Annotated in this window: 16 protein-coding genes; 3 read left to right on the plus strand and 13 right to left on the minus strand. The window is 40.7% G+C overall.

All coding sequences use genetic code 11. From position 1 onward, the window contains the following. Nucleotides 1-20 precede the first annotated feature (20 nt). Nucleotides 21-791, minus strand: coding sequence for a WecB/TagA/CpsF family glycosyltransferase (locus RMX89_RS17105; protein WP_322689745.1), 771 nt, complete (start codon nucleotides 789-791; stop codon nucleotides 21-23). A gap of 223 nt (nucleotides 792-1,014) precedes the next feature. Then, entirely contained in the window at nucleotides 1,015-2,082 is a 1,068-nt protein-coding gene (locus tag RMX89_RS17110; RefSeq protein ID WP_322689746.1) for a glycosyltransferase family 4 protein, read from the minus strand. A 340-nt stretch (nucleotides 2,083-2,422) separates the two neighbouring features. Between RMX89_RS17110 and RMX89_RS17115 the strand changes: the two genes are divergently transcribed. Next, nucleotides 2,423-3,925 (plus strand): acyl--CoA ligase, encoded by a 1,503-nt coding sequence (locus tag RMX89_RS17115; RefSeq protein ID WP_322689747.1) that lies wholly within the window; start codon nucleotides 2,423-2,425, stop codon nucleotides 3,923-3,925. Between the two features lie 335 nt (nucleotides 3,926-4,260). Here the strand turns inward: RMX89_RS17115 and RMX89_RS17120 are convergent, their stop codons facing one another. Beyond that, on the minus strand, nucleotides 4,261-5,031 hold the full coding sequence (locus tag RMX89_RS17120) for a biotin/lipoate A/B protein ligase family protein (protein ID WP_322689748.1): 771 nt from the start codon (nucleotides 5,029-5,031) through the stop codon (nucleotides 4,261-4,263). A 470-nt stretch (nucleotides 5,032-5,501) separates the two neighbouring features. Here RMX89_RS17120 and RMX89_RS17125 point away from each other — a divergent pair, with 470 nt between their 5' ends. Continuing rightward, nucleotides 5,502-7,955, plus strand: coding sequence for a HEAT repeat domain-containing protein (locus RMX89_RS17125; RefSeq protein ID WP_322689749.1), 2,454 nt, complete (start codon nucleotides 5,502-5,504; stop codon nucleotides 7,953-7,955). A 125-nt stretch (nucleotides 7,956-8,080) separates the two neighbouring features. Here the strand turns inward: RMX89_RS17125 and RMX89_RS17130 are convergent, their stop codons facing one another. The 9 genes from RMX89_RS17130 to RMX89_RS17170 all read right to left on the minus strand — a co-directional run bounded on the left by RMX89_RS17130 (nucleotide 8,081) and on the right by RMX89_RS17170 (nucleotide 15,305). Further along, a complete protein-coding gene (locus RMX89_RS17130) occupies nucleotides 8,081-8,578 on the minus strand; it encodes a hypothetical protein (protein WP_322689750.1) in 498 nt (165 codons plus the stop codon). Nucleotides 8,579-8,580: 2 nt separating this feature from the next. Beyond that, nucleotides 8,581-9,474 carry an NB-ARC domain-containing protein gene (locus RMX89_RS17135; RefSeq protein ID WP_322689751.1) on the minus strand — a complete coding sequence of 298 codons (894 nt, stop codon included), beginning with the start codon at nucleotides 9,472-9,474 and terminating at the stop codon, nucleotides 8,581-8,583. Between the two features lie 31 nt (nucleotides 9,475-9,505). Next, nucleotides 9,506-9,955 carry a hypothetical protein gene (locus RMX89_RS17140; protein WP_322689752.1) on the minus strand — a complete coding sequence of 150 codons (450 nt, stop codon included), beginning with the start codon at nucleotides 9,953-9,955 and terminating at the stop codon, nucleotides 9,506-9,508. A gap of 366 nt (nucleotides 9,956-10,321) precedes the next feature. Further along, the gene (locus RMX89_RS17145) at nucleotides 10,322-10,717 is read right to left on the minus strand and encodes a hypothetical protein (protein ID WP_322672537.1); all 396 of its coding nucleotides are present in this window, start codon (nucleotides 10,715-10,717) and stop codon (nucleotides 10,322-10,324) included. A gap of 463 nt (nucleotides 10,718-11,180) precedes the next feature. Further along, nucleotides 11,181-11,318, minus strand: coding sequence for a hypothetical protein (locus RMX89_RS17150; protein ID WP_322689753.1), 138 nt, complete (start codon nucleotides 11,316-11,318; stop codon nucleotides 11,181-11,183). Between the two features lie 84 nt (nucleotides 11,319-11,402). Beyond that, on the minus strand, nucleotides 11,403-12,074 hold the full coding sequence (locus tag RMX89_RS17155; protein ID WP_322689754.1) for a SnoaL-like polyketide cyclase: 672 nt from the start codon (nucleotides 12,072-12,074) through the stop codon (nucleotides 11,403-11,405). Nucleotides 12,075-12,325: 251 nt separating this feature from the next. Next, nucleotides 12,326-12,832 (minus strand): GNAT family N-acetyltransferase, encoded by a 507-nt coding sequence (locus RMX89_RS17160; RefSeq protein WP_416211988.1) that lies wholly within the window; start codon nucleotides 12,830-12,832, stop codon nucleotides 12,326-12,328. 244 nt (nucleotides 12,833-13,076) lie between these two features. After that, nucleotides 13,077-14,681, minus strand: a complete 1,605-nt coding sequence (locus RMX89_RS17165; RefSeq protein WP_322672541.1) for a 2-isopropylmalate synthase — start codon at nucleotides 14,679-14,681, stop codon at nucleotides 13,077-13,079. A gap of 102 nt (nucleotides 14,682-14,783) precedes the next feature. Next, a complete protein-coding gene (locus RMX89_RS17170; protein ID WP_041565194.1) occupies nucleotides 14,784-15,305 on the minus strand; it encodes an NYN domain-containing protein in 522 nt (173 codons plus the stop codon). Between the two features lie 736 nt (nucleotides 15,306-16,041). On the opposite strand from RMX89_RS17170, the gene RMX89_RS17175 reads away from it, so the two are divergent. Next, nucleotides 16,042-18,414, plus strand: coding sequence for a CHASE2 domain-containing serine/threonine-protein kinase (locus tag RMX89_RS17175; protein WP_322689755.1), 2,373 nt, complete (start codon nucleotides 16,042-16,044; stop codon nucleotides 18,412-18,414). A 296-nt stretch (nucleotides 18,415-18,710) separates the two neighbouring features. Here the strand turns inward: RMX89_RS17175 and gorA are convergent, their stop codons facing one another. Then, entirely contained in the window at nucleotides 18,711-20,057 is a 1,347-nt protein-coding gene (gene gorA / locus RMX89_RS17180; protein WP_322689756.1) for a glutathione-disulfide reductase, read from the minus strand. Nucleotides 20,058-20,385 lie beyond the last annotated feature (328 nt).

Raw genomic sequence — 20,385 nt, forward strand, 5'->3', positions numbered from 1 at the left:
CAAAATTTAGAAAAATTTATTTAGCGATTTGTTATCATTCCTTGAGTGATTCGCTTTTTAACTACGCGATAAAAAAATAATGGAATGCCTACAATATAACGGTCTGCTAAACGAGTAGGTTCAGTAATTAAGCGTGTTAACCACTCCAGACCATTATCAGTCAGCCAACGCGGGCCGCGATATATAGAGTCAGTATAAAAATCTAGACAAGCACCTAAAGGTAAAAATACAGTAGTTTCAATTTTATTGAAGTTATCTAAAATCCAGCGTTCCTGTAATGGCATACCAAAACCAATATATAAAATATCTGGTTGGAATTTATTAATTTTTTCTATTACCAAATCATTCTCTTTTCCTGATTTATCAAAATAACCATGATGTCCTTGTACGCGTAAATTAGGCGCAATCAATCCTAACTTAGTAATTGCCTTATCTACTACGCCAGGTTTTCCAGCTAACAAAAATAAAGAAAGGTTTTCTTGCTCGCACTTGAATGCTAAATCTTCTATGTAATCTGGTGCTGTCATTCGATGTGCAGATTGCATTGAATAACCATTGAATCTAGCTCCTACCATTACACCAAATCCGTCACAAAATACTAAATCAGCTTTATTCAAAAAATCTCGATACCAAGACTTTTCATAAGCGAAATTCATTGCTCTGATATTCACATGTCCTACAACTGTCTTTTTTTTATTTTTTGCTGCTTCTATTAAATAATCAACTAATTCTTGTACTTGAACTTTATGAAATCTTGTATCAAGCAATTTAACTTCCGGAAAAGTTTTCATTTCTGCATTCCCTCACTTATTAGCCAGTATACCAAGTTTAGAAGAATCAGAACAATAAAATAATAATACCTTTATCGCTACCTTAAATTTTCATAATTTTAAATTAAATTCCTTCCTTGATAACATCTATTATCCTTGCATACAGAATAAATTACGTCGTTTTTGAATTTGGTGTTTAATACATAGGGTAAGTAACTTAAACCTACTTTCATCAAGATGGTTATCAATTGATAACTGCTGTATAAATACCTCTTAAAGATGTAATATATTTGTTGATGTCCAAGTCTTTAACTCTGACTCGTGCATTATTTCCCAAAGATATTCTCAGATTTTCGTCTGCAATTAAAGATTGCATTGCCTCTGACAATTGTTGAATATCCCCCGGATCAATTAATAAACCATTCTGATTTTGAGTAACTATTTCGGGTATTCCTCCCACTCCAGTAGTGATAACTGCCAAACCCCAACTCATTGCTTCTAATAGTGCCATAGGCAAACCTTCGTTGTAGGAAGGTAACACAAAGACATCAGCTTTAGTGAAAAGATCGTCGCGTTTTTCTCGATCTACCCAATCAAGAATAGTGATGTAGTCAGTAAGATTTAGAGTTGGGAGCAAACTACGAGCTTGTTCTACATCTCCATCCCCGGCTATAACTAACTTAGCTTGGCTTTGTTGAGCAACAGGCATAGAAGCAAATGCTTTAATTAAATCAAAAGTGCCTTTGCGCTCACCAATGCGCCCTAAAAATAAGAAAAATATTTGTTTGGAATCTCTTCGCTGTGGTATTTGTGCGGGAATTTTTACCGGGTTAGGCAGAACAATAACTTGTTCTGATTTCAAGCCAAGATTCTCAATGTAGAATTTTTTCCAGCTATCTGATAAAACGATGAAACGCGTACATTTACAAAACGACCAACTTAGCCACTGCTTAAGCCATTGGGGTAGTTTTGAGTAAAACAAATGAAAATCAGCACTATGAGTATGAATAATTACTGGCTTTTGAAATAGCCAACCAATCAGAGTAGTGATTGAATGACGAAAAGCGCTACCTCTATCTGAAACATGGATGTGAATTAGGTCAGCTCTTTGGTTTAATAAGTTCCAAAATAACTCACCTATTGCTTGCAAAAACACTAACACTTTATAGACAGTAGAACCATTTGGTAAAGTTGTAATGTGTTTAATTTGAATATCAGAAGTAGTTTCTTCAAGAATAAGCTTTTCCACAGAAACTATTCCACCTTGGCGCTCCAAGCTTTCGCCCAACATAGTAATTTTTATGGGACTCATAATTGCTATTAATATATTTTGAAAATTGAGTACACAGATATTTATATAAACTATTGAATGAATTTATTCTAGTTTATATCCAAGGGCGTACTCCCAAAGCATTTTGAGAATTAATCCTAATAACTCTATCTGTTTGAGCGCAGAGCCACAAATTTATTCAATGTATACTTTTATGATTTTACAGGATGATCTCCATAACAAAATTCTGTCAGAGAAATTGTTATGAGGATGTTTAAAACATTGTTGTTAATAACAGCATTCTAGCACTCTCTCATAACTCAAAGCTAAGTAACAATTTTTTGTTTAAGCTAAATCATATATTTACAGGTCGGAAAAACCAATGAATTTATTTGAGCTTTTAGTAGGAGAAGACAATCATCCAGCCTTAGTTACGCCTGATGGGCGATCGCTAACCTATAAGCAATTGCGCGAGAATGTTATTGCACTGGTATCTCAACTCAACAGCTTTGGATTGAAACGGGGAGAACGCATTGCCATTGCCATGACTAACGGTTCACCAATGGCAATTACCTTTTTGGCTGCTGCCTTATGTGGCACTGCTGCACCCTTAAATCCCAAATACAAACAAGAAGAATTTGCCTTTTACTACCAAGATACCCAAGCAAAAGCACTGATTACGTTGTCTGAGGGGTCAGAAGCAGCCATTGCTAGTGTCACACCTGATATGATGGTGATTAATGCCAAGATAAATACTGACGGCACATTAAGCTTTGAATCAGTCAAAACAGGTTCAGAACCAGCAGAATCCGCGAATCCCACAGCCCCCAACGCTGATGATATAGCGATGATTCTCCACACTAGCGGCACTACCAGTCGTCCCAAGCGTGTGCCGATTCGTCATCGCAACTTAATTGCTTCAGCCGGCAATCTGATTAGTGCTTACTCACTCACAGCAGCTGATACTACACTTTGCCTAATGCCCTTGTTCCATGTTCACGGATTGGTGGGCTGTTTGCTGGCAACTCTGGCTTCGGGCGGTACATTAGTTTGTCCCAATGGTTTTAATGCCTTGGAGTTTTGGAAACTGGTAGATACTTACAAACCCACCTGGTACTCCGCAGCGCCAACCATGCACCAGACAATTTTGGCGCGCGCTAGCCGCAACCCAGAAATTGTCAAAACGAACCGTTTTCGTTTCATTCGCTCTAGTAGCGCTTCTTTGCCGCCGATTATCATTGAACAGTTAGAGGCAACTCTGAATGCTCCCGTGGTGGAATCTTACAGCATGACTGAAGCATCTCACTTAATGACCACCAATCCCCTACCGCCAAAAGTCAGAAAACCAGGTACTGTAGGTTATGGCTTTGGCGTAGAAGTCGGCATTATGGACTCTGAAGGCAACCTGTTATCTCAGGGAAGCTTGGGCGAGGTGGTGGTAAAAGCACCCAACGTTATAGATGGCTACGAAAACAATCCAGAAGCTAACGCCACTGCTTTTGTAAACGGTTGGTTCCGCACAGGCGATCAAGGTACAGTTGATGCAGATGGCTACCTCCGCTTGACTGGACGGATTAAAGAATTGATTAACCGGGGTGGGGAAAAAATTTCTCCTTTAGAAGTGGATGATGTCTTGCTACGCCATCCCGTTGTCGCCGAAGCCTTAGCCTTTGCCGTCCCCCACAAATCTTTAGGAGAAGATATCCACGCAGCTGTTGTTCTAAAAGCAGAAGCTAGCGAAAAAGAACTTTTAGCTCACTGTGCAACTATGCTGGCAGACTTCAAAGTTCCCAGGCAAATTCACATTTTAGAGCAACTACCTCGTGGTGCTACCGGTAAACTGCAACGGTTAGCGATGGCGAAATTGCTGAATATAGGGGAATAGGGAGATAACGGTAGTTTACTAAACGATCTGGCACACCCACAGCGAACACGCTCTCAATAGACTAATCGTCAAAATCACAAACGTCTATGCAATCTACAAAAACAGAGATTGAACAGTCAGATCCTTCTGAGTGATACTGAAGTTACGCTGTTCTGGTGTGGCAACGAATGAAACGATCGCTTTTACAGCAAATGATGTAAATTGAAATGTCAACTTTTTATTTACACTGCAAAACTACACTGTACAGCGATTTTACTTCCAAAAAACTTTGGTATTATACGTATTTATTACATAATCTCAAGTTTTGCAACAGGCGATACTTACGGTGAGCTACGCTAACGCACTTCATACAGCGATCGCAATTTGAGGATATCTTCCCATTCGAGATCGGTAAATGGTTGGGTAACTAGTTCTATACCAAAGTATTGTCTTGCCGTCTCTGTCAATGTCTCCACAATCTTTGCAATCCAGTTATCCTCGTCCTGTGTATTGCAAAGTGAGGTATTCCACGGAGCCGGTTGTTCAAAGATTTGCTGAAATAAACCTTTGTCTGTAGACAAAATCATCGAGCCGTGTTGAAGAATGGTATTTTTCCCCTTGCGTTGGGCACTACCAATAAATTTACTTCCATCGGCAGTAACTAAGTCAGCTGCTGTTGCTGTGTTGAAACAACTGGGATTATGAATGTAACCCCGTCCAGCAGAACCATAACTTAACTCAATACCCAAGGTTTGCCAGCCTTGGATTAAAAAGTTACAGATTTTTTCATAAGTACCCCAGCTTTTTCCAGTACTAGCTGAGGTAGTCACAGAGTAGGTCAAGTTTCCTTGGTGGAGAACAGCTCTACCTCCTGTTGGACGACGAACTAGATCGAGTGGCTGTCCCTGATAAATCAGATTATGCCATTGGGCAGGCCATTGTTTTTGCAGATGTCCCAAGGAGAGGGCGTGGGGATGCCAGGTATAAAAACGCAAGGTAGGCGGGTGCTGTCCCTTTTCACATTGGTTGAACAACCAAGCATCGATCGCCATTTGTACTCCTCCTGATGTCTGAAGCATTGGGATAAAACGCCAGGTAGATGGTGGCTCGGTTGCTAATTCTCTCATAGGTTTCGGACTTTGGTAAAGATATTGACATCCTAATACCAGTATTTAATAATACTTTTGTTTCAGATTATCAGGAAAAATCTGTTTATGAATTTCATCAAAATGTTTATTAAAGACAAAACTGTATTCAATTTTAGATTTTTAATCTTCCAGGATTTATGCAAACAATAGCCATCTCTACTTGAGTTTTATCCCCATTAACCTCGACAAATTTTTCAAATTTTTCCCAGTCAGTAATTTTGTGACCATTACAAGAGTGGTTGATTTGGTAAGGCTTTATAATCTCCCGTGCTGACTTTTCGTTGAAGCCAAAGGTTGAAAGCGGGGGTAAAGCAGTGCGACGCCGATAGCGAGTCTGCGAGCGTCATAGCCCGTCGTAGACATCGCTAACCCGCATTGACAGTTAGATTACAATCTTAGGTATAGTTTCTCTGACTGGAGTTGTTCATCGGGTGATTCAATCCGATTCAATGACAAAGCATACCAGACAAGTATTACTTAGTGCGCTCAAGGTGGTTGTCTTATGCCTGACACTGTTCCTACTATGCACAAGCAATAGTTGGGCGCAAATCACTGCTGACAGCAAAATTTCTCCTCTGATTGAGAAGCTGATAGATAACGATGCCCACATCAGAAGCCTTGCAGCAGATGCATTAGTTAATATTGGTTCCCCAGCAGTGCCGTCTCTGATTGAAGCTTTGAAAAATCAGGATATTAATCTTCGCTGGCACGCCGCTTCGGTATTAGGAGATTTGGGTGCAGAAGCAGCACCAGCCGTTTCTGCCTTAAGTGCCGCATTGCAGGATGAAGATGGACAAGTTCGGCTATACGCCACCTTAGCTTTAGGAAATATTGGTACAGCAGCCAAAGCAGCAGTTCCATCGTTGATGGCGGCATTACAAGACAAGGAGCAATTCGTTCGCATTTATGTTCCTTCTGCACTCAGAAAAATTGGTGTAGAAGCAAAAGTAGCTGTCCCAGTATTAACTGCTGCCTTAAAAGATAAGAACCCCACTGTCCGTTACAATTCTGCCTACGCTTTGGGTGCAATGGGTACAGAAGCAGTATCGGCTGTCCCGAATTTAATTGCCCTGTTGAATGATAACCAGTTTTACGTGCGTTTAGGTGCTATCAAAGGTTTAGGAGGAATCGCGGCAGGCTTTCAGGACAAAGCAAATGCTTTACCTACCTCGAAGTTGCAGAAAGTCATCTCAGACTTTGAAAAGGTATTGGCAACTATACAAAAATACAAAGATAAATTCACAGAGACGGACATTAGGCTGATACGTCGCCCTCTCAATGCCCTGAAAGCAGAAAAAGAAACTCGCCTCTTTGATAGAGTTCTGGAATCGCTATTCAAGCATAAATTACTTTTGGGAATTGCCGCCTACGTTATCTTATTACCTTCTATTTGGTTAATTCTCTTGCGGATAGCCCCTTTATGGTTGTTGAAAATTAACAACGCCCTCAAACCCTACACAGATTTTTCTCTCCCATTTATCAGCGTTAATGTACCTCTGCGATATGTGCTATTTGTTGGCTGGTTTCATTACCATCCCAGAGTATTAGATGCGTGGGTAGCTAAATATATCAAAGCAGCCCGCGAACAATTTCCCAAAAAGGATACAGTTAGCAGTCGCGCCTGTTATATTCCCATTCCCGTTGTTCTGGATGGTACAACAGTTCCCCAATTGATGAATGAGAATTTGCGCTCAACTTTCGAGAAACAACGTAGCTGCCTAGTAATTGTTGGGGAAGGGGGTGTAGGTAAAACTAGTTTAGCGTGTCGAATCGCTGGATGGGCAATGGCTGAGGCTGAAGACCAACAACTCTGCAAACATTTGATGTTACCTGTGCTTTTAGAAGAAGAATTTAGGGTGACTGAAGGTAAGTCGCCGCTTTTAGAAGCCATCAGAGGACAGTTGCAAGCTTTAATTGATGAACCAGAGCCGATTTGTCAAGAATTACTGTTACGTTTGTTAAGAAAGAAACGCATTCTAGTGATTGTAGACCGGTTCTCAGAAATGAATGCCACTACACGAGAAGCAATTGAACCGGAGTCGCCAGAGTTTCCGGTGAATGCGTTGGTAATTACTTCCCGAATTGAGGAAAAGCTGGGGCGGGTTAATAAGACGATAATTAAACCCTTGCGGATTGAGGCGAATAAACTATCGTCCTTTATGGAAGCTTATCTCATGCAGCGAGGTAAACGCGATCGCTTTACCGATCAGGAATTTTTTGACGCTTGTAACCGTCTTTCTCTAATGGTAGGTCAAAATAATATCACTGTCTTGCTGGCTAAACTTTATGCTGAACAGTTAATCGCCAGTAAAGATGTTACATCTAATATTTCTGCGTTGCCAGAGAATATTCCTAATTTGATGCTGGGTTATATCAATGAACTCAATCGTGATGTTACAGACAATCAATTTGATGACCGCACTGTTCATCAAATCGCCAAAACCATCGCCTGGGAATGCTTGCAGCAAAGTTATCAACCAGGAACCGCCAAGCGTGCAGATGCGGTTGCTGCATTAGCAGCTTTGGGTATTGATGACCCCGAAGCACACCTCAATTATCTGGAAAAACGTTTGCACCTAATTCAAACTATCGGTTCTGCCAAAGATAGAATCCGTTTTTGTCTTGACCCTTTAGCTGAGTATCTTGCAGGTTGGTATTTAATCGAATTGTATGGCAATAACGATGGCAAATGGCGATCGCATTTTTTCAAAAAGGCAGATGATTTAGTCAAAACAGGCACACCAGATGCTATCAAAGGCTTGTTATTGGCGGTGCGAGATTGCTATTTATCTGAGGTTCAAGGTAGCAAAGAAACGGACTTTGTACCCCAGAAGTTGGGTAAACTGGCTGGGTTTACACCTTCAGTCACACCAGTTAGTACTGTGCAAACAGTAATACCATGAGCGATCGCATTGATGTAAGTATAGCTAAATTCCTCTTTCTAGGTAATGATGTACATTTAACTGAAATTTATTGTTGATTCTTTATAGCAATCCTTGAATGAGGGGCATTGTAAATCCCTGTTAAATTACCGCCACCATCGCGCTACATCCACAATTGCACGGGCAATCTCTGCCGTTGCTGTTTCACCACCTAATGCAAAGATAACTGGAAACAATGCTTTGATATCTTGCAGCAAATCACGGCGAGTGCGAAGGGATAGCTCATGAAGTGTATCTTGCCAAAGGGGGAAAAGTTCTGTAGATGGCATTTGTGACAAACTGTCAGCTAAGGCACTCAAGGCATTGGCACGAAAATCGTCACCCTGAATCGCCCTGGCAGCAGCAAGGGCTTCTGGCAATATATCTGGCAGTTTCTGTGCTAAGGCACTCAAGGCATTGGCACGATCAGACTCAGACTGAATCGCCCTGGCAGCAGCAAGGGCTTCTGGCAATAACTCTGGTGGCAGATTCTGGGCTAAGGCACTCAAGGCATCAGCACGATCAGACTCAGACTGAATCGCCCTGGCAGCAGCAAGGGCTTCTGGCAATAACTCTGGTGGCAGATTCTGGGCTAAGGCACTCAAGGCTATGGCACGATCAGACTCAGACTGAATCGCCCTGGCGTCATCAAATTCAATTGTTGCAAATAAGCACCAACACTATCAGCCACATCAGCACGCCGCGAAGTGATTAATAGCTGGGATTGGGAACTTGCTACCAGAAAGGGTTTAACTTTATCTGGTTCCCAAGCATCATCAACTACCAGTAAAACTGCTTTATCATGTAGTAAACTTCGTAGATAGGCTGAGGTTGCTTCTATATTAATGGCACTAAATTCGTAGTCTCCCAATGCTTGCACCCAGCTACTCAGGAGCGCCAGAATATCTGGTTGCTGTCCCAAAGTTGCCCAAAGCACACCACCAGAGAAACGTTTTTGGATATCTTCATCATGGGCAAGGGCAGTAACTAAAGTTGTCTTGCCAATGCCACCTAAACCGTGAATTGCACTGATGAGCAAAGCACCAGCATTAAATGTATTTGCCAGTAGACGAGCTTTAATTTCTACAGTAACTTGTGGGCGATCTACAAAATTGGCAGGTAAACTCGGTGCTTGAAAAGGTCTGTCAATTGGGCGACGATAATTAATAGTGAGGCTGCCTTCTACCCGACCTACATTAATATTGTTGTTGCCTTTGACGTTTTGAAGAACATTTTCGTTGCCTGAAATTGGTTGTTCAACCTGAGACTGAATATGGGGAGCTAAACTGGTTACAGAAGCTTCATTATTTTCTGCGTTACCTAAAATTGGTTGTTCAACCTGAGACGGAATATCTCTATTTAAAGGGGTTTGAGCAACTCGATCTTTAAGTAAATGTCGCCTACGTTTTAATCTCCGACGATTCCCTCTTAAAAAGCCAGCTAACTTAGATAAAAAAAGTATTATCTGCTTCCATAACCTTCTCAGGCTTCTTTTCTGCACAGTTTTAACTTCCTATATTCTGGCTGTTTGACTAATTGATAGTTGCATCGCCTCCGACTCTGCCAATTGCCTTATTACCATCACCCGCAATGTTTTGCACTACGTTGTCATTGCTAGAAATTGTCTGATTAAAGGTATTAACAACCTTAGAGATTGCCTTTGAATCTTCCTGCATCAAACGGGCAATCTCAGCATATAAATTTTTATCTTCATCCAGAAATTTATTGAGTTGCTTCTGGAATGTTTCTTTGGCATCTGCATCATTAGGAGAATTAGCCAATTCTTCTGCTGCTCCTTTTGCCATTGGCTTTGCATCTACTTTTGGTTGCAGCTTACTCCACAAAGCCTTAGCTTTTTCCCAGGCGTTAGCGCCAAACCCTTCACCAAATTTCTTACCAGCTTCTTCAGTTGCTTTCTCTCCGGCTTTGAGCAAGTACGGTAAAAAAGGAGTCAAAAAAGTAGTTAAAGTTACTATATCCATTTGCTTACTCTAATTCTGTATTAATACTTAATAATAAGGGGTAAAATACATTGTAATCATTTAATAATGTAATAATTTTTATAGCGATGCCTACAGCGGCAAGCTACGCACCGCTTGTGAGAAATGCGGGTACAGCGTATTTCAGGTAAATTACAGCTATTTTCAGGTAAACAGACCACGCGGTAGGGGCGCAAGGCCTTGCGCCCCTACAACAGGTGTGGTTCAAATACATGATTTCTGCTGTAAGTACACGGGTAGGGGCACAACAGTTGTGCCCCTACGATTATCTGTACCTCACGCCTGTTGCAATCTGCTGTAAATTTATCTGTGATTAACTATTTTTTCTGTAGCTTACCTATGCGAGAACTAGGCAGATTTCTTATTTTCGTCTGATGTCTGCCCTGCACTACCTTTTAAGCGAGTCAACCTGCTTCTGCGTATACGTTCGCTGTCACGAACGCCACCTGCTACTTCATATTCGCTGCTGTCTGTGCCATACTTGAAACCAACTCCCTTCAGCATCTTATCTGAAAGTTTACTTAGCTTTTTTTCCATTTCATCGATTTTCGTTTTAGTAGAGTCAACCACAGCTAAAGCGTTGTTATAAGTATCAAGCATAGTGCGAAACTCCTCAATTGATTGAGTCAGATTTTCCAAATCGCAACTATTACCAAAATCCATGTTTGAATCAACTGCTTTAAATCCAGACGTTCTCAATTCAGCTTTTTCTAGAATCCGCGATGTCCGCTTTGTACGAGGCATGGATGTACTCCTTGAAGATATTTATAGAACTAGCTTGCCTCAATTAAGCTGTATTCTGTATCAGAAAAACTCGCAAATCATTATATTTTTTCTAATAATATTTGTAGGCAATTCCAGTGGTTTTGCTGAAGTCAAGAACTAGATGCTGATTTTTATAGAGATAATATATTTTAACTTTATACAAGCTTCAGTTTATTCACGATCGCTTTCATGTTAATGACTAATATCGTAATGTTGGTGACTAATATCGTAATGTTTGATGACTAATGTCGTAATATTACTCACTAATATCGTAATGTTGGTGACTAATATTGTAATGTTGGTGATTAATATCGTAATGTTTGATGACTAAGGTGGTAATATTACTCACTAATATCGTAATGTTGGTGACTAATATCGTAATGTTTTGGCAGTTGCTTAAGTCCGGTTGACAGTAATAGTCATCTGCCTTGGTAATTAATTCCTAATATTCTTGAGGATAACACTGGATGGGTGGGCGATCGCTGCGATCGTGAGTTAGGCGAATCAGATTGCTGCAACGCACTGTCAACAATTCAAGGTGCGTTCTTGAATTATGATACAAATACGTTGGTAGGGGCACAACATGTTGTGCCCCTACGCGAAATCTATATGTATCAGGGTTATAGTGAAATGGTATTAGCCTACGGCGTAACGCACACTATATCTACTGATTTTGGGAATGGAAAGGGCAACCACCTGCCGTTAATTTCTGAAGAAAGACATTATTATCAAAATAATGCTCTAAAGACTCAATCTTCAAATCATCAGTGACACGAGCAATACTAACTCCGACGATTTCGATTGTTTCACCTGTGGGTACATAATCCTTATAGGAACCATTAAATGTTCCCCAATGTCGCCACTTAAAGGTAACATTAGGCGGCCCCGAAAGAACTTCTGTTAATTCCCAAAGGAAGCCATTAGGAAAGGCTGTATGAAAAACTTGAAATGAAGATTCAAAGGTTTCTGTTTCAGAGTTATATTGCTCAGTTTTACCCAAAAACAGGTTATAAGTACCTTCATCTGCAACATCCTGAGCAGTGAATTGTTGTCCGCCATTGGTACTCATTTTAAACTTATCAGTAACAATCGAAAGCCACTGTTGAGGATTAGATTTATTAGAAGCTTCCATCTCAAAAGTGCGGACTAAGTTTTGAGCGATCGCTTCTAAAGAACCTTCTGGATGCTGAAATTTACTCTCTTGATGAAGAAATTCATTGGTGTATGAATAATCCGGGCGTTTTCCTTCTCGCCACTGTACTTCTTCATCATGAGCAATAACTATATCTCTATCTTGTACCCAGAGTGGCAATTCTGTTGTCTTTTCGCTACTCATACAAGCTAACTGACTATAAACATCGTTTTTCAGAATAAAGTTTTATGCTTATCAAGTAAATCGAAAAGTCCAAAAAAGTAAACAATATTCATAATCAACTCAATAAACTTGACTTATAGTACAAATCAGAATAATAGTAACTACATACATCTGAACACTTAAGCTATCCTATTTAACGTAAGTTTGACAAATATCTTTTTACATCAATTTAAGTTGCTCGATCATCACTACAAGGCAACAAATTGCTGTCCTTAAATCAAATCTAATTGCATTAAATTTCCTTCAGAAAAACTGAGACTGGAGTAAACTGGTTTACCTGATGGTGAGGCATTAAGAAGCACTCGCGTGCAACCGATCGCTTTTAAATATTCAATTGCTCTATTAGTTAAAGATTTGGCAATTCCTTGTCTGCGGTAAGATTGTTCGACATAAACGCCCCAAATATATCCAAATTTGCGGTATTCATCTTTGAAAACATTCGGGTATAAACCTGCAAAAAGTTGACAACTTACAGAACCCACAACTGTATTATCAACCTCTGCAATAAAAGCCTTGTAAAACAAATCTCGACGCGCATCTTCTAGAAATTGGAGGGTAATATTCTGCCACTCCACAAGTAGATTACTCTCATCAACACCAATATCTAGCCACATTTGATAAAAGTGTTGTGCAATCACTGAATCTTCTTTGCTGGTGGCTTCTCTGATAGTTATATGTTTTTCTGTCAGCATAATTTCCAACAATTTTTTAGAAATCACAAATAACTCCTCCCCAAAGTTGGCTACCGTGTACACAGAAGTCGAATTACCCCCCTTAATCCCCCCTTGGCAAGGGGGGAAACAAGAAAATCTATCTAGTTCCCTCCCCTTTGCAAGGGGAGGGTTAGGGTGGGGTAAAACCCTGATTAATCAGCTATTTCAGACTTGTGTGTACACCGTAGCTAAAGTTGGAGAAGAGTTTGTTAGCATCAGCCAAAAACTGGCAGTTTCACAGATTCCGATCTTAGACTTTCTGTGCAGTTACTTCCTCTGGCTTTTCTTGAGTTTGCAAAGATGCATACAACCTATTCAACGCATTTACATAAGCTTGCGCGGATGCCACGATGATATCTGTGTTGGCTGCATGACCAGAAAACACTTTAGACTCATAACGTAAACGAATCGTCACTTCGCCAATGGCATCAATACCGCCTGTTACTGACTGCACAGAAAACTCAATCAACTGGTTGGGTACATTCACCACACGGTTGATAGCTTTGTAAACTGCATCCACTGGCCCAGTACCGATCGCAGCATCGGTTAATTCTTCACCTTCTGGGGTGCGCAGAGTAACTGTAGCGGTGGGACGGGCGTTGCTACCACAGGAAACTTGCACCAACTCTACCCGGAACAAATCGGGTGCTTGTTGAATTTCATCGTTAACGATCGCTTCCAAATCCCAATCGGATATTTCTTTCTTTTTATCTGCTACTTCTTTGAATCTAACGAAGGCTTTATTCAACTCGGTATCTGACAGTTCAAAGCCCAATTCTTTCAACCGAGTCCGAAAAGCATTTCTCCCGGAATGTTTGCCCAAAACGATTTGATTGTCTGTTAAGCCAATCAATTGGGCATCCATAATTTCGTAAGTTAGCTTGTTCTTTAATACACCATCTTGGTGAATTCCAGACTCATGGGCAAAGGCATTCGCCCCCACGATCGCTTTATTTGGTTGTACCAACATTCCCGTCAAATTGGAAACTAAGCGTGAGGTTTTGTAAATTTGTCGGGTGTCGATATTTGTCAGCGATTCTTGAGAATCTTCTGGTCTGCCGAGATAAGGGTTAAAATATTGCCGCCGCACGTGCAACGCCATTACCAATTCTTCGAGTGATGCATTTCCGGCGCGTTCGCCAATGCCATTGATCGTACATTCTAGTTGCCGTGCGCCATTTTTTACGGCTTCTAAAAAGTTAGCAACTGCCAAGCCTAAATCATTATGACCGTGAACGGAAATAATCGCTTGGTCGATGTTAGGGACATTTTCGATAATGCCTTTAATTATGGCTCCAAATTCGCTAGGGGTTGTGTAGCCTACGGTATCGGGAATGTTAACTGTTGTTGCACCAGCTGCGATCGTTCGCTCTAACACTTGGTACAAAAATTCTGGATCGGAACGAGCCGCATCCATTGGCGAAAATTCCACATCTGTCATGAAAGATTTGGCATAAGCGACCATTTCTTCGGCGATCGCTAGTACTTCTGCCCGTGACTTTCGCAATTGATACTCTAAATGAATATCAGAAGTCGAAATGAATGTGTGAATTCTGGCATTAACTGCTGGTTTTAATGCTTCCGCAGCCGCTTCAATATCAGCTTTAATCGCTCTTGCCAAACTACAAATGACCGGGCCATTTTCTGTCCCGACAATTTGAGCAATTTTCTTGACTGCTTCAAAATCTCCCGGACTAGCAAACGCAAAGCCTGCTTCAATTACATCTACACCTAGACGCGCTAATTGCTTGGCAATAACTAGCTTTTCGTCTATATTCAAAGTCGCTCCCGGACACTGCTCTCCATCTCGCAATGTTGTATCAAAAATGATGATTCGATCTGTTTTGTTTCTCATTTGCCGTTTGTTGTTTAGTGTTTAGTGTTTACTTGTGGCTTAATATATCTTCAACCCTAGTTTTTCTTTTACTCTTATTTTTGTAAATAATTGTTAAAGCTACTAACCTTCAGTTTTTTCTATTTGATCTCTGATATCATTTAAATCTATATATCTATCTGTAGCATTGCGTAGTTCTCTAGCAATCATTCCTTCTGTTGATACTACCGTAATATGTGTATTTTTTGAGCGTAATAGTTCGATTGCTCTTTCAAAATCTCCATCACCACTGAATAATACTACTCGGTCATACTGGTCTACTGTATTAAACATATCTACAACAATTTCAATATCTAAATTCGCTTTTTGCGAGTAACGACCTGACGTATCATCATAATATTCTTTCAGAATTTTAGTTCGTACTGTATATCCTAGACTAATTAGAGCGTCTCTGAAACCTCGCTGGTCTTGTGGATCTTTTAAGCCAGTGTACCAGAAGGCATTAATTAATGTTGTTTCTGATTGCTCATGTTTGAAGTATTCTAAGACTCGTCGCGGGTCAAAAAACCAGCCATTTTTTTGTTGAGCATAGAACATATTGTTTCCATCTACAAAAATAGATAGACGATTCATTGGAGAACCCATACAAATTTACACCTAATAATATATATGAATTTAGATGGAACAATAGATTATAGCAATTTTCAAATGCCTTGTTTGCTAATATCTATAACGTAGTTCTTTATCTATAGCTTTTATCCTACCTCTTTCAAGACATAAAAACGCTTGCAATATTGGAGTTGAGATCCAGGATGTTAACCTGATTCACCCAGCACAGCAAGAGCCACCCGGCGATCAAAATCCACCCAGAAAATTGACCCAATAACAGCATTCATCGCTGCATAACCCTAAAGTTTACTCCTAAAGAGGTATCACATCGGCTTAAGGTAAGATATAAATTAAACCCTATATTTCGCTAAAGCTGTCAGTATCAGGACACGCTTTCTGGAGATTACCAACATTGCGCCAGAGACAGAAGACAGCCTAAGACTGCTTATGGTATAGCACCCAGTTAGTAACGTACTTGTTGGTTAGGTTAGGGTAAAATCTTGCCAGAACCAAATGTACTGGTAGAGTATATCCGACTCCGATCTATGAGACAATCACTACTTGTAACTCATTCACCAGAAAAAGAATAAATTAAGTAGTGGTTGAGTAAGAATTTTTTGGGGGCTGGCTCTGCCAATAAAATTTTGTTGATGAATAGAAGATACTTTACAAATGTATAAGATTATCATTTAAGTCTTATTTCAATGTGCTTACACTAAAACGCGGTCTGAATAAATAAAAGTGTTGGACTAAAATCAATCAGTAACACGATATGGCAGAAGAACCTACATCTACCTTAACTAAAAACTATGTCTCTACTGCCAATAGACTGTCAAGTAAACCAACAAAAGTGACTTCAACAGCATCTGCTCGCCACTCTCGCTGGATGGTTCGCTTAGGTCATCTACTGGCAGGTACTTGGGCAATTGGGGGCGCACTATTGAGCGCTTCTGGTGGGGAATCGGTTCAATTGATGGAAAATCAGGTGCTTTCTGGCTTTTTTCAACTGCGCGGGTCGATCGCGCCTCCAGAAGACATCGTAATTTTAGCAATAGACGACCAGTCAATATCGGTTCCCGAACAGTACTATAAAACAGATCCGAAACAGTATGCCTACTTAGAAACACTGAAATCTTATCCTTATAAACGGGCTGCATACTCCCAGGTAATTACAAAATTAATCGAAGCAGGTGCCCGCGCTGTAGCATTAGATGTAGTTTTTGATACGGCAAGCAGCTATGGAGTTGCAGATGATCGCCAATTTCAGGCAGTACTGCAAAAATATGGCAATAAAGTTACCTTAGCAGCCGTTTACGAAAACTCCCAGACGCACCAAGGGTCTTTTACGCAACTGACAGACCCACAACAAATGTTTCGTACAAAGTCAGTATCCATTGGTTCAGTTAATTTTCCTTTAGAAGTAGATGGAAAAGTTCATCGATTAGCGAGTGAGTATCCCAAATTATTAGGTGAAGATAATTTATTTACCAAAAAGCGACTCTCTTTTGATGAAGCCGCGCTGAAGGCAGCGCAAGTAAATTATCCCCGACCAAAAGGCGATCGCATTTATTTTTGGGGGCCTGCGGGTACATTTGAGCAAAAACCTTTTTGGCACGTACTCGACCCGCAAAACTGGAACAGCTATTTGCAGCAAGGAAAGGTGTTCAAAGACAAAATCGTGCTGATTGGTGCAACAGATCGGTTACATAATGATTATTATCCAGTTGCTGGTAGTAATAGTACTGAACCGATGTCTGGCGTAGAAATTCACGCCAATGCGATCGCAACTTTGATGACAGGAAAAGCGATCGCCCCAGGAATTAAGAGTCCACCATTGCAGGGTTTGTTTGTGCTGATGCTAGTTGGCAGTTCAGCCTTGATGATTAGCAGACGCAAACGTAGCATCCATAGATTTTTCTATAGCCTCGCTTTGTCTGGCGCTTGGGGAGGAATTAGCTATGGGTTATTTGTCTATGGTCAGTTAATTTTTCCCACTAGCGTACCAGCGATCGCGATCGCCATGACCGGAATTTCCTATTTGGCAACCTCAGTCATCAGAGAAAGCATCAGAAAACGCCAATTAGTAGACATTTTTCAGAAGTATAAAACTTCACCCGTTGTCCAAGAGATTATCAGCCAACAAGATGATTTCCAACACCTAATCCAACAACGAGATTTAGCCTTATCAGGGAAAGTCTTGGCGAGACGCTACAAAATTGTCAAAGTTCTCGGTTCCGGTGGATTTAGTGAAACCTACATTGCCGAAGATACCCAACGTCCTGGAAATCCGCGATGTGTTGTCAAACAACTAAAACCAGCCAACACCAAACCAGAAGGATTGCAACTTGCCAGACGTTTATTTCACTCAGAAGCACAAACGCTAGAAAAATTGGGAAGGCACGCTCAAATTCCTCAACTTTTGGCCTATTTTGAAGAAGATGAAGAATTTTATTTAGTCCAAGAACAGATAATTGGTCATCCTTTAAATCAAGAACTTCCAGCAGGTAGAGCAATTGATGAAATTGCCGCGATCAAAATCATCAGGGACTTATTGCAAACATTAACATTTGTCCATGAAAACCACGTGATTCATCGGGATATTAAACCCAGCAATATCATCCGGCGACACTCAGACGGAAAACTGGTGTTGATTGACTTTGGAGCCGTTAAAGAAGTCGGCATCAAACAGCTCGATCCTCAAGAGTCCACCCCTTTCACCATTGGTATTGGTACTCAGGGTTACGCACCAAGCGAACAATGTTTTGGGCGTCCCCAGTACAGTAGTGATATCTATGCAGTTGGCATGGTTGGGATTAAAGCCTTGACTGGTGTAGCACCCCGTGAGCTAGATAGAGACGCTAAGGGGGAAATCAAATGGAGAGATGCCTACGGCGATAAACTACGCACTCAGGTCAGCCACTCCCTAGCTCAGATTCTCAGTAAAATGGTGGTGGCTGACTTCAAAGAGCGATATCAGTCTGCATCAGAGGCTCTTAAGGATCTTGAAGCTATTAAAGCTCTTGACAATTTGGTAAATTTCCAACAGAGAGACTATATTCCAGAAGATGACTTATTAATGAATACTTTAGACGATTTAGACATACCCACAAAATCTTACTCAGAAGGACAAGAAACTTCTAAATAAAAAAATCTCCAATCACTCTGGAAACTGTTCTTAAGTAGGCAAAGCCAAATCTGATAGTTGTATTGGATACAAAAATTTGAATATTTTATACCAGTTTGAAAAAATAATGCGACAAATAGACTATTTGTAGAGACGCGATGAATCGCATCTTTACTCAAAGATGTGTTGCAATAATTAATTGAACTGGTATTAATTTTTGGAGTTGTCAAAGTATAATCGGGCACAAAAATATGGAGATGAGAAGAAGGATTTCCCCCTTCTCATTTGTGGCTTTTTCACTCAGTCCTGCACATGATTTAATTTAACGACAGAAATTCTTCTCCTGTCGTGGGATGAATGCCTATTGTTTCATCCAAATCTTCCTTGGTAATGCCCTTGCGAATTGCCACACCTAAACTTTGAATGATATCTGCTGCATGTTCGCCCACCATGTGAGCGCCCAAAACTTGCCCAGAATCACTATTTAGCACTAACTTTATAGTGGTTGGCTCATCCTGTTCGATCATCTGATACAACAGTGGTTGGAACTCGGTGCAGTAGCATTCTACAGATTCACCAAATTTTTCTCGTGCTTTCGCCTCCGTCATCCCCACACTAGCCGCTTCTGGACGGCAAAAAACAGCAGTGGGCACATAATCATAATTTAGTTTTTGCGCCTTGTTCCCAAAAACTGTATCGGCAAAGACAATACCTTCTGCCTTAGCCACTGGAGTCAATTGCACGCGGCTGGTGCAGTCACCCACAGCAAAAATGTTTTCTTGGCTGGTGCGGCTGTATTCATCTACTTTGATTGCACCATGTTCGCCAAGTTCAACATGGGCATTTTCTAAACCAAGATTCTTGGTATTTGGAGTGTAACCTGTGGCAACTAAGATGGTATCTGCTGTAATTATTTCTTGGCTCTCACCAGTAATAGTTAACAACAAACCCTCTTCTGAGTATTTGATTTCTTGAACAGTGCTATTGGTGAAAAACTTAATTCCGCGTTTAATCAACCCCTGTTGTACAGCAGAGCAAATGCGATCGTCAAACCCCGATAAAATCATCTCGTCTTTTTCAATCACCGTCACCTCACAACCGAAAGCGTGCATCATACTGCAAAATTCCACACCAATGTAGCCACCGCCAATAATTGCTAAACGTTTTGGCAGATAGGGTAGCTGAAACATCTCGCGGGATGTAATGGCGTATTCTATACCTGGGATTTTGGGCTTAAGGGGTTGTCCTCCCACAGCAATTAAAATTTTGTCGGCTGTAACTTTGCGTCCATCAATATCGATCGTATGGGTATCGATGAAAGTGACACGTTGAGAAATTAATTCAATTCCAGCTTTTTGCAATTGCTGAAAATAGGATTGGTTAACGCTGTCAATATGCTGATGTACTGACTTAATAAATAATGTCCAGTCAAAGTATGTTTGACAGTCACTCCACCCATAACTTTGTGCGATTTGATTTTTGAGGGCGAAGTCAGCAGCGTAGACAATCAGCTTTTTTGGAACGCAGCCGCGATTTACACAGGTGCCACCAATAGCTTCTTGTTCGGCAATGGCGACACGTACACCATAACTAGCGGCTTTTTTAGCTGCTGCCAATCCCCCAGGCCCAGCACCAATGACAAACAAATCGTAATCAAATGTCATAAAAATCTGTTCCTTTTTCACTTTTTGGAATGCAGAGCTATTTCATACCTTATAGTTATTCACACAAAACTTCATCTACTGTCTTTGGGTGGACAATTTGGGATGAAACCTGGCTAATATTTCGCAGATTGCCGCATTAATAGTATTAGATCGAAAAGAATAGCGATCGCCCAATGATTACTAAGTTATATTACATTTTGTTGACAAATAAAGCATCTTATTAAACGCCTAAAACTTAGAAGTGCGATCGCTGGCGACAACGTGTAACCCATTGCCTAATTTGGGCAGCAGCCATGCTAGAAAAAACTGGAAATACCTTGTTTGCAGA

It is taken from the genome of Nostoc sp. DedSLP04, from assembly GCF_034530775.1.
Classification (GTDB): Bacteria; Cyanobacteriota; Cyanobacteriia; order Cyanobacteriales; family Nostocaceae; genus Nostoc.

Coding starts and splice junctions, on each gene's coding strand:
- RMX89_RS17105 (WP_322689745.1), bottom strand. CDS start 791: ATGAAAACTTTTCCGGAAGTTAAATTGCTTGATACAAGATTTCATAAA.
- RMX89_RS17110 (WP_322689746.1), bottom strand. CDS start 2,082: ATGAGTCCCATAAAAATTACTATGTTGGGCGAAAGCTTGGAGCGCCAA.
- RMX89_RS17115 (WP_322689747.1), top strand. CDS start 2,423: ATGAATTTATTTGAGCTTTTAGTAGGAGAAGACAATCATCCAGCCTTA.
- RMX89_RS17120 (WP_322689748.1), bottom strand. CDS start 5,031: ATGAGAGAATTAGCAACCGAGCCACCATCTACCTGGCGTTTTATCCCA.
- RMX89_RS17125 (WP_322689749.1), top strand. CDS start 5,502: ATGACAAAGCATACCAGACAAGTATTACTTAGTGCGCTCAAGGTGGTT.
- RMX89_RS17140 (WP_322689752.1), bottom strand. CDS start 9,955: ATGGATATAGTAACTTTAACTACTTTTTTGACTCCTTTTTTACCGTAC.
- RMX89_RS17145 (WP_322672537.1), bottom strand. CDS start 10,717: ATGCCTCGTACAAAGCGGACATCGCGGATTCTAGAAAAAGCTGAATTG.
- RMX89_RS17155 (WP_322689754.1), bottom strand. CDS start 12,074: ATGAGTAGCGAAAAGACAACAGAATTGCCACTCTGGGTACAAGATAGA.
- RMX89_RS17165 (WP_322672541.1), bottom strand. CDS start 14,681: ATGAGAAACAAAACAGATCGAATCATCATTTTTGATACAACATTGCGA.
- RMX89_RS17170 (WP_041565194.1), bottom strand. CDS start 15,305: ATGGGTTCTCCAATGAATCGTCTATCTATTTTTGTAGATGGAAACAAT.
- RMX89_RS17175 (WP_322689755.1), top strand. CDS start 16,042: ATGGCAGAAGAACCTACATCTACCTTAACTAAAAACTATGTCTCTACT.
- gorA (WP_322689756.1), bottom strand. CDS start 20,057: ATGACATTTGATTACGATTTGTTTGTCATTGGTGCTGGGCCTGGGGGA.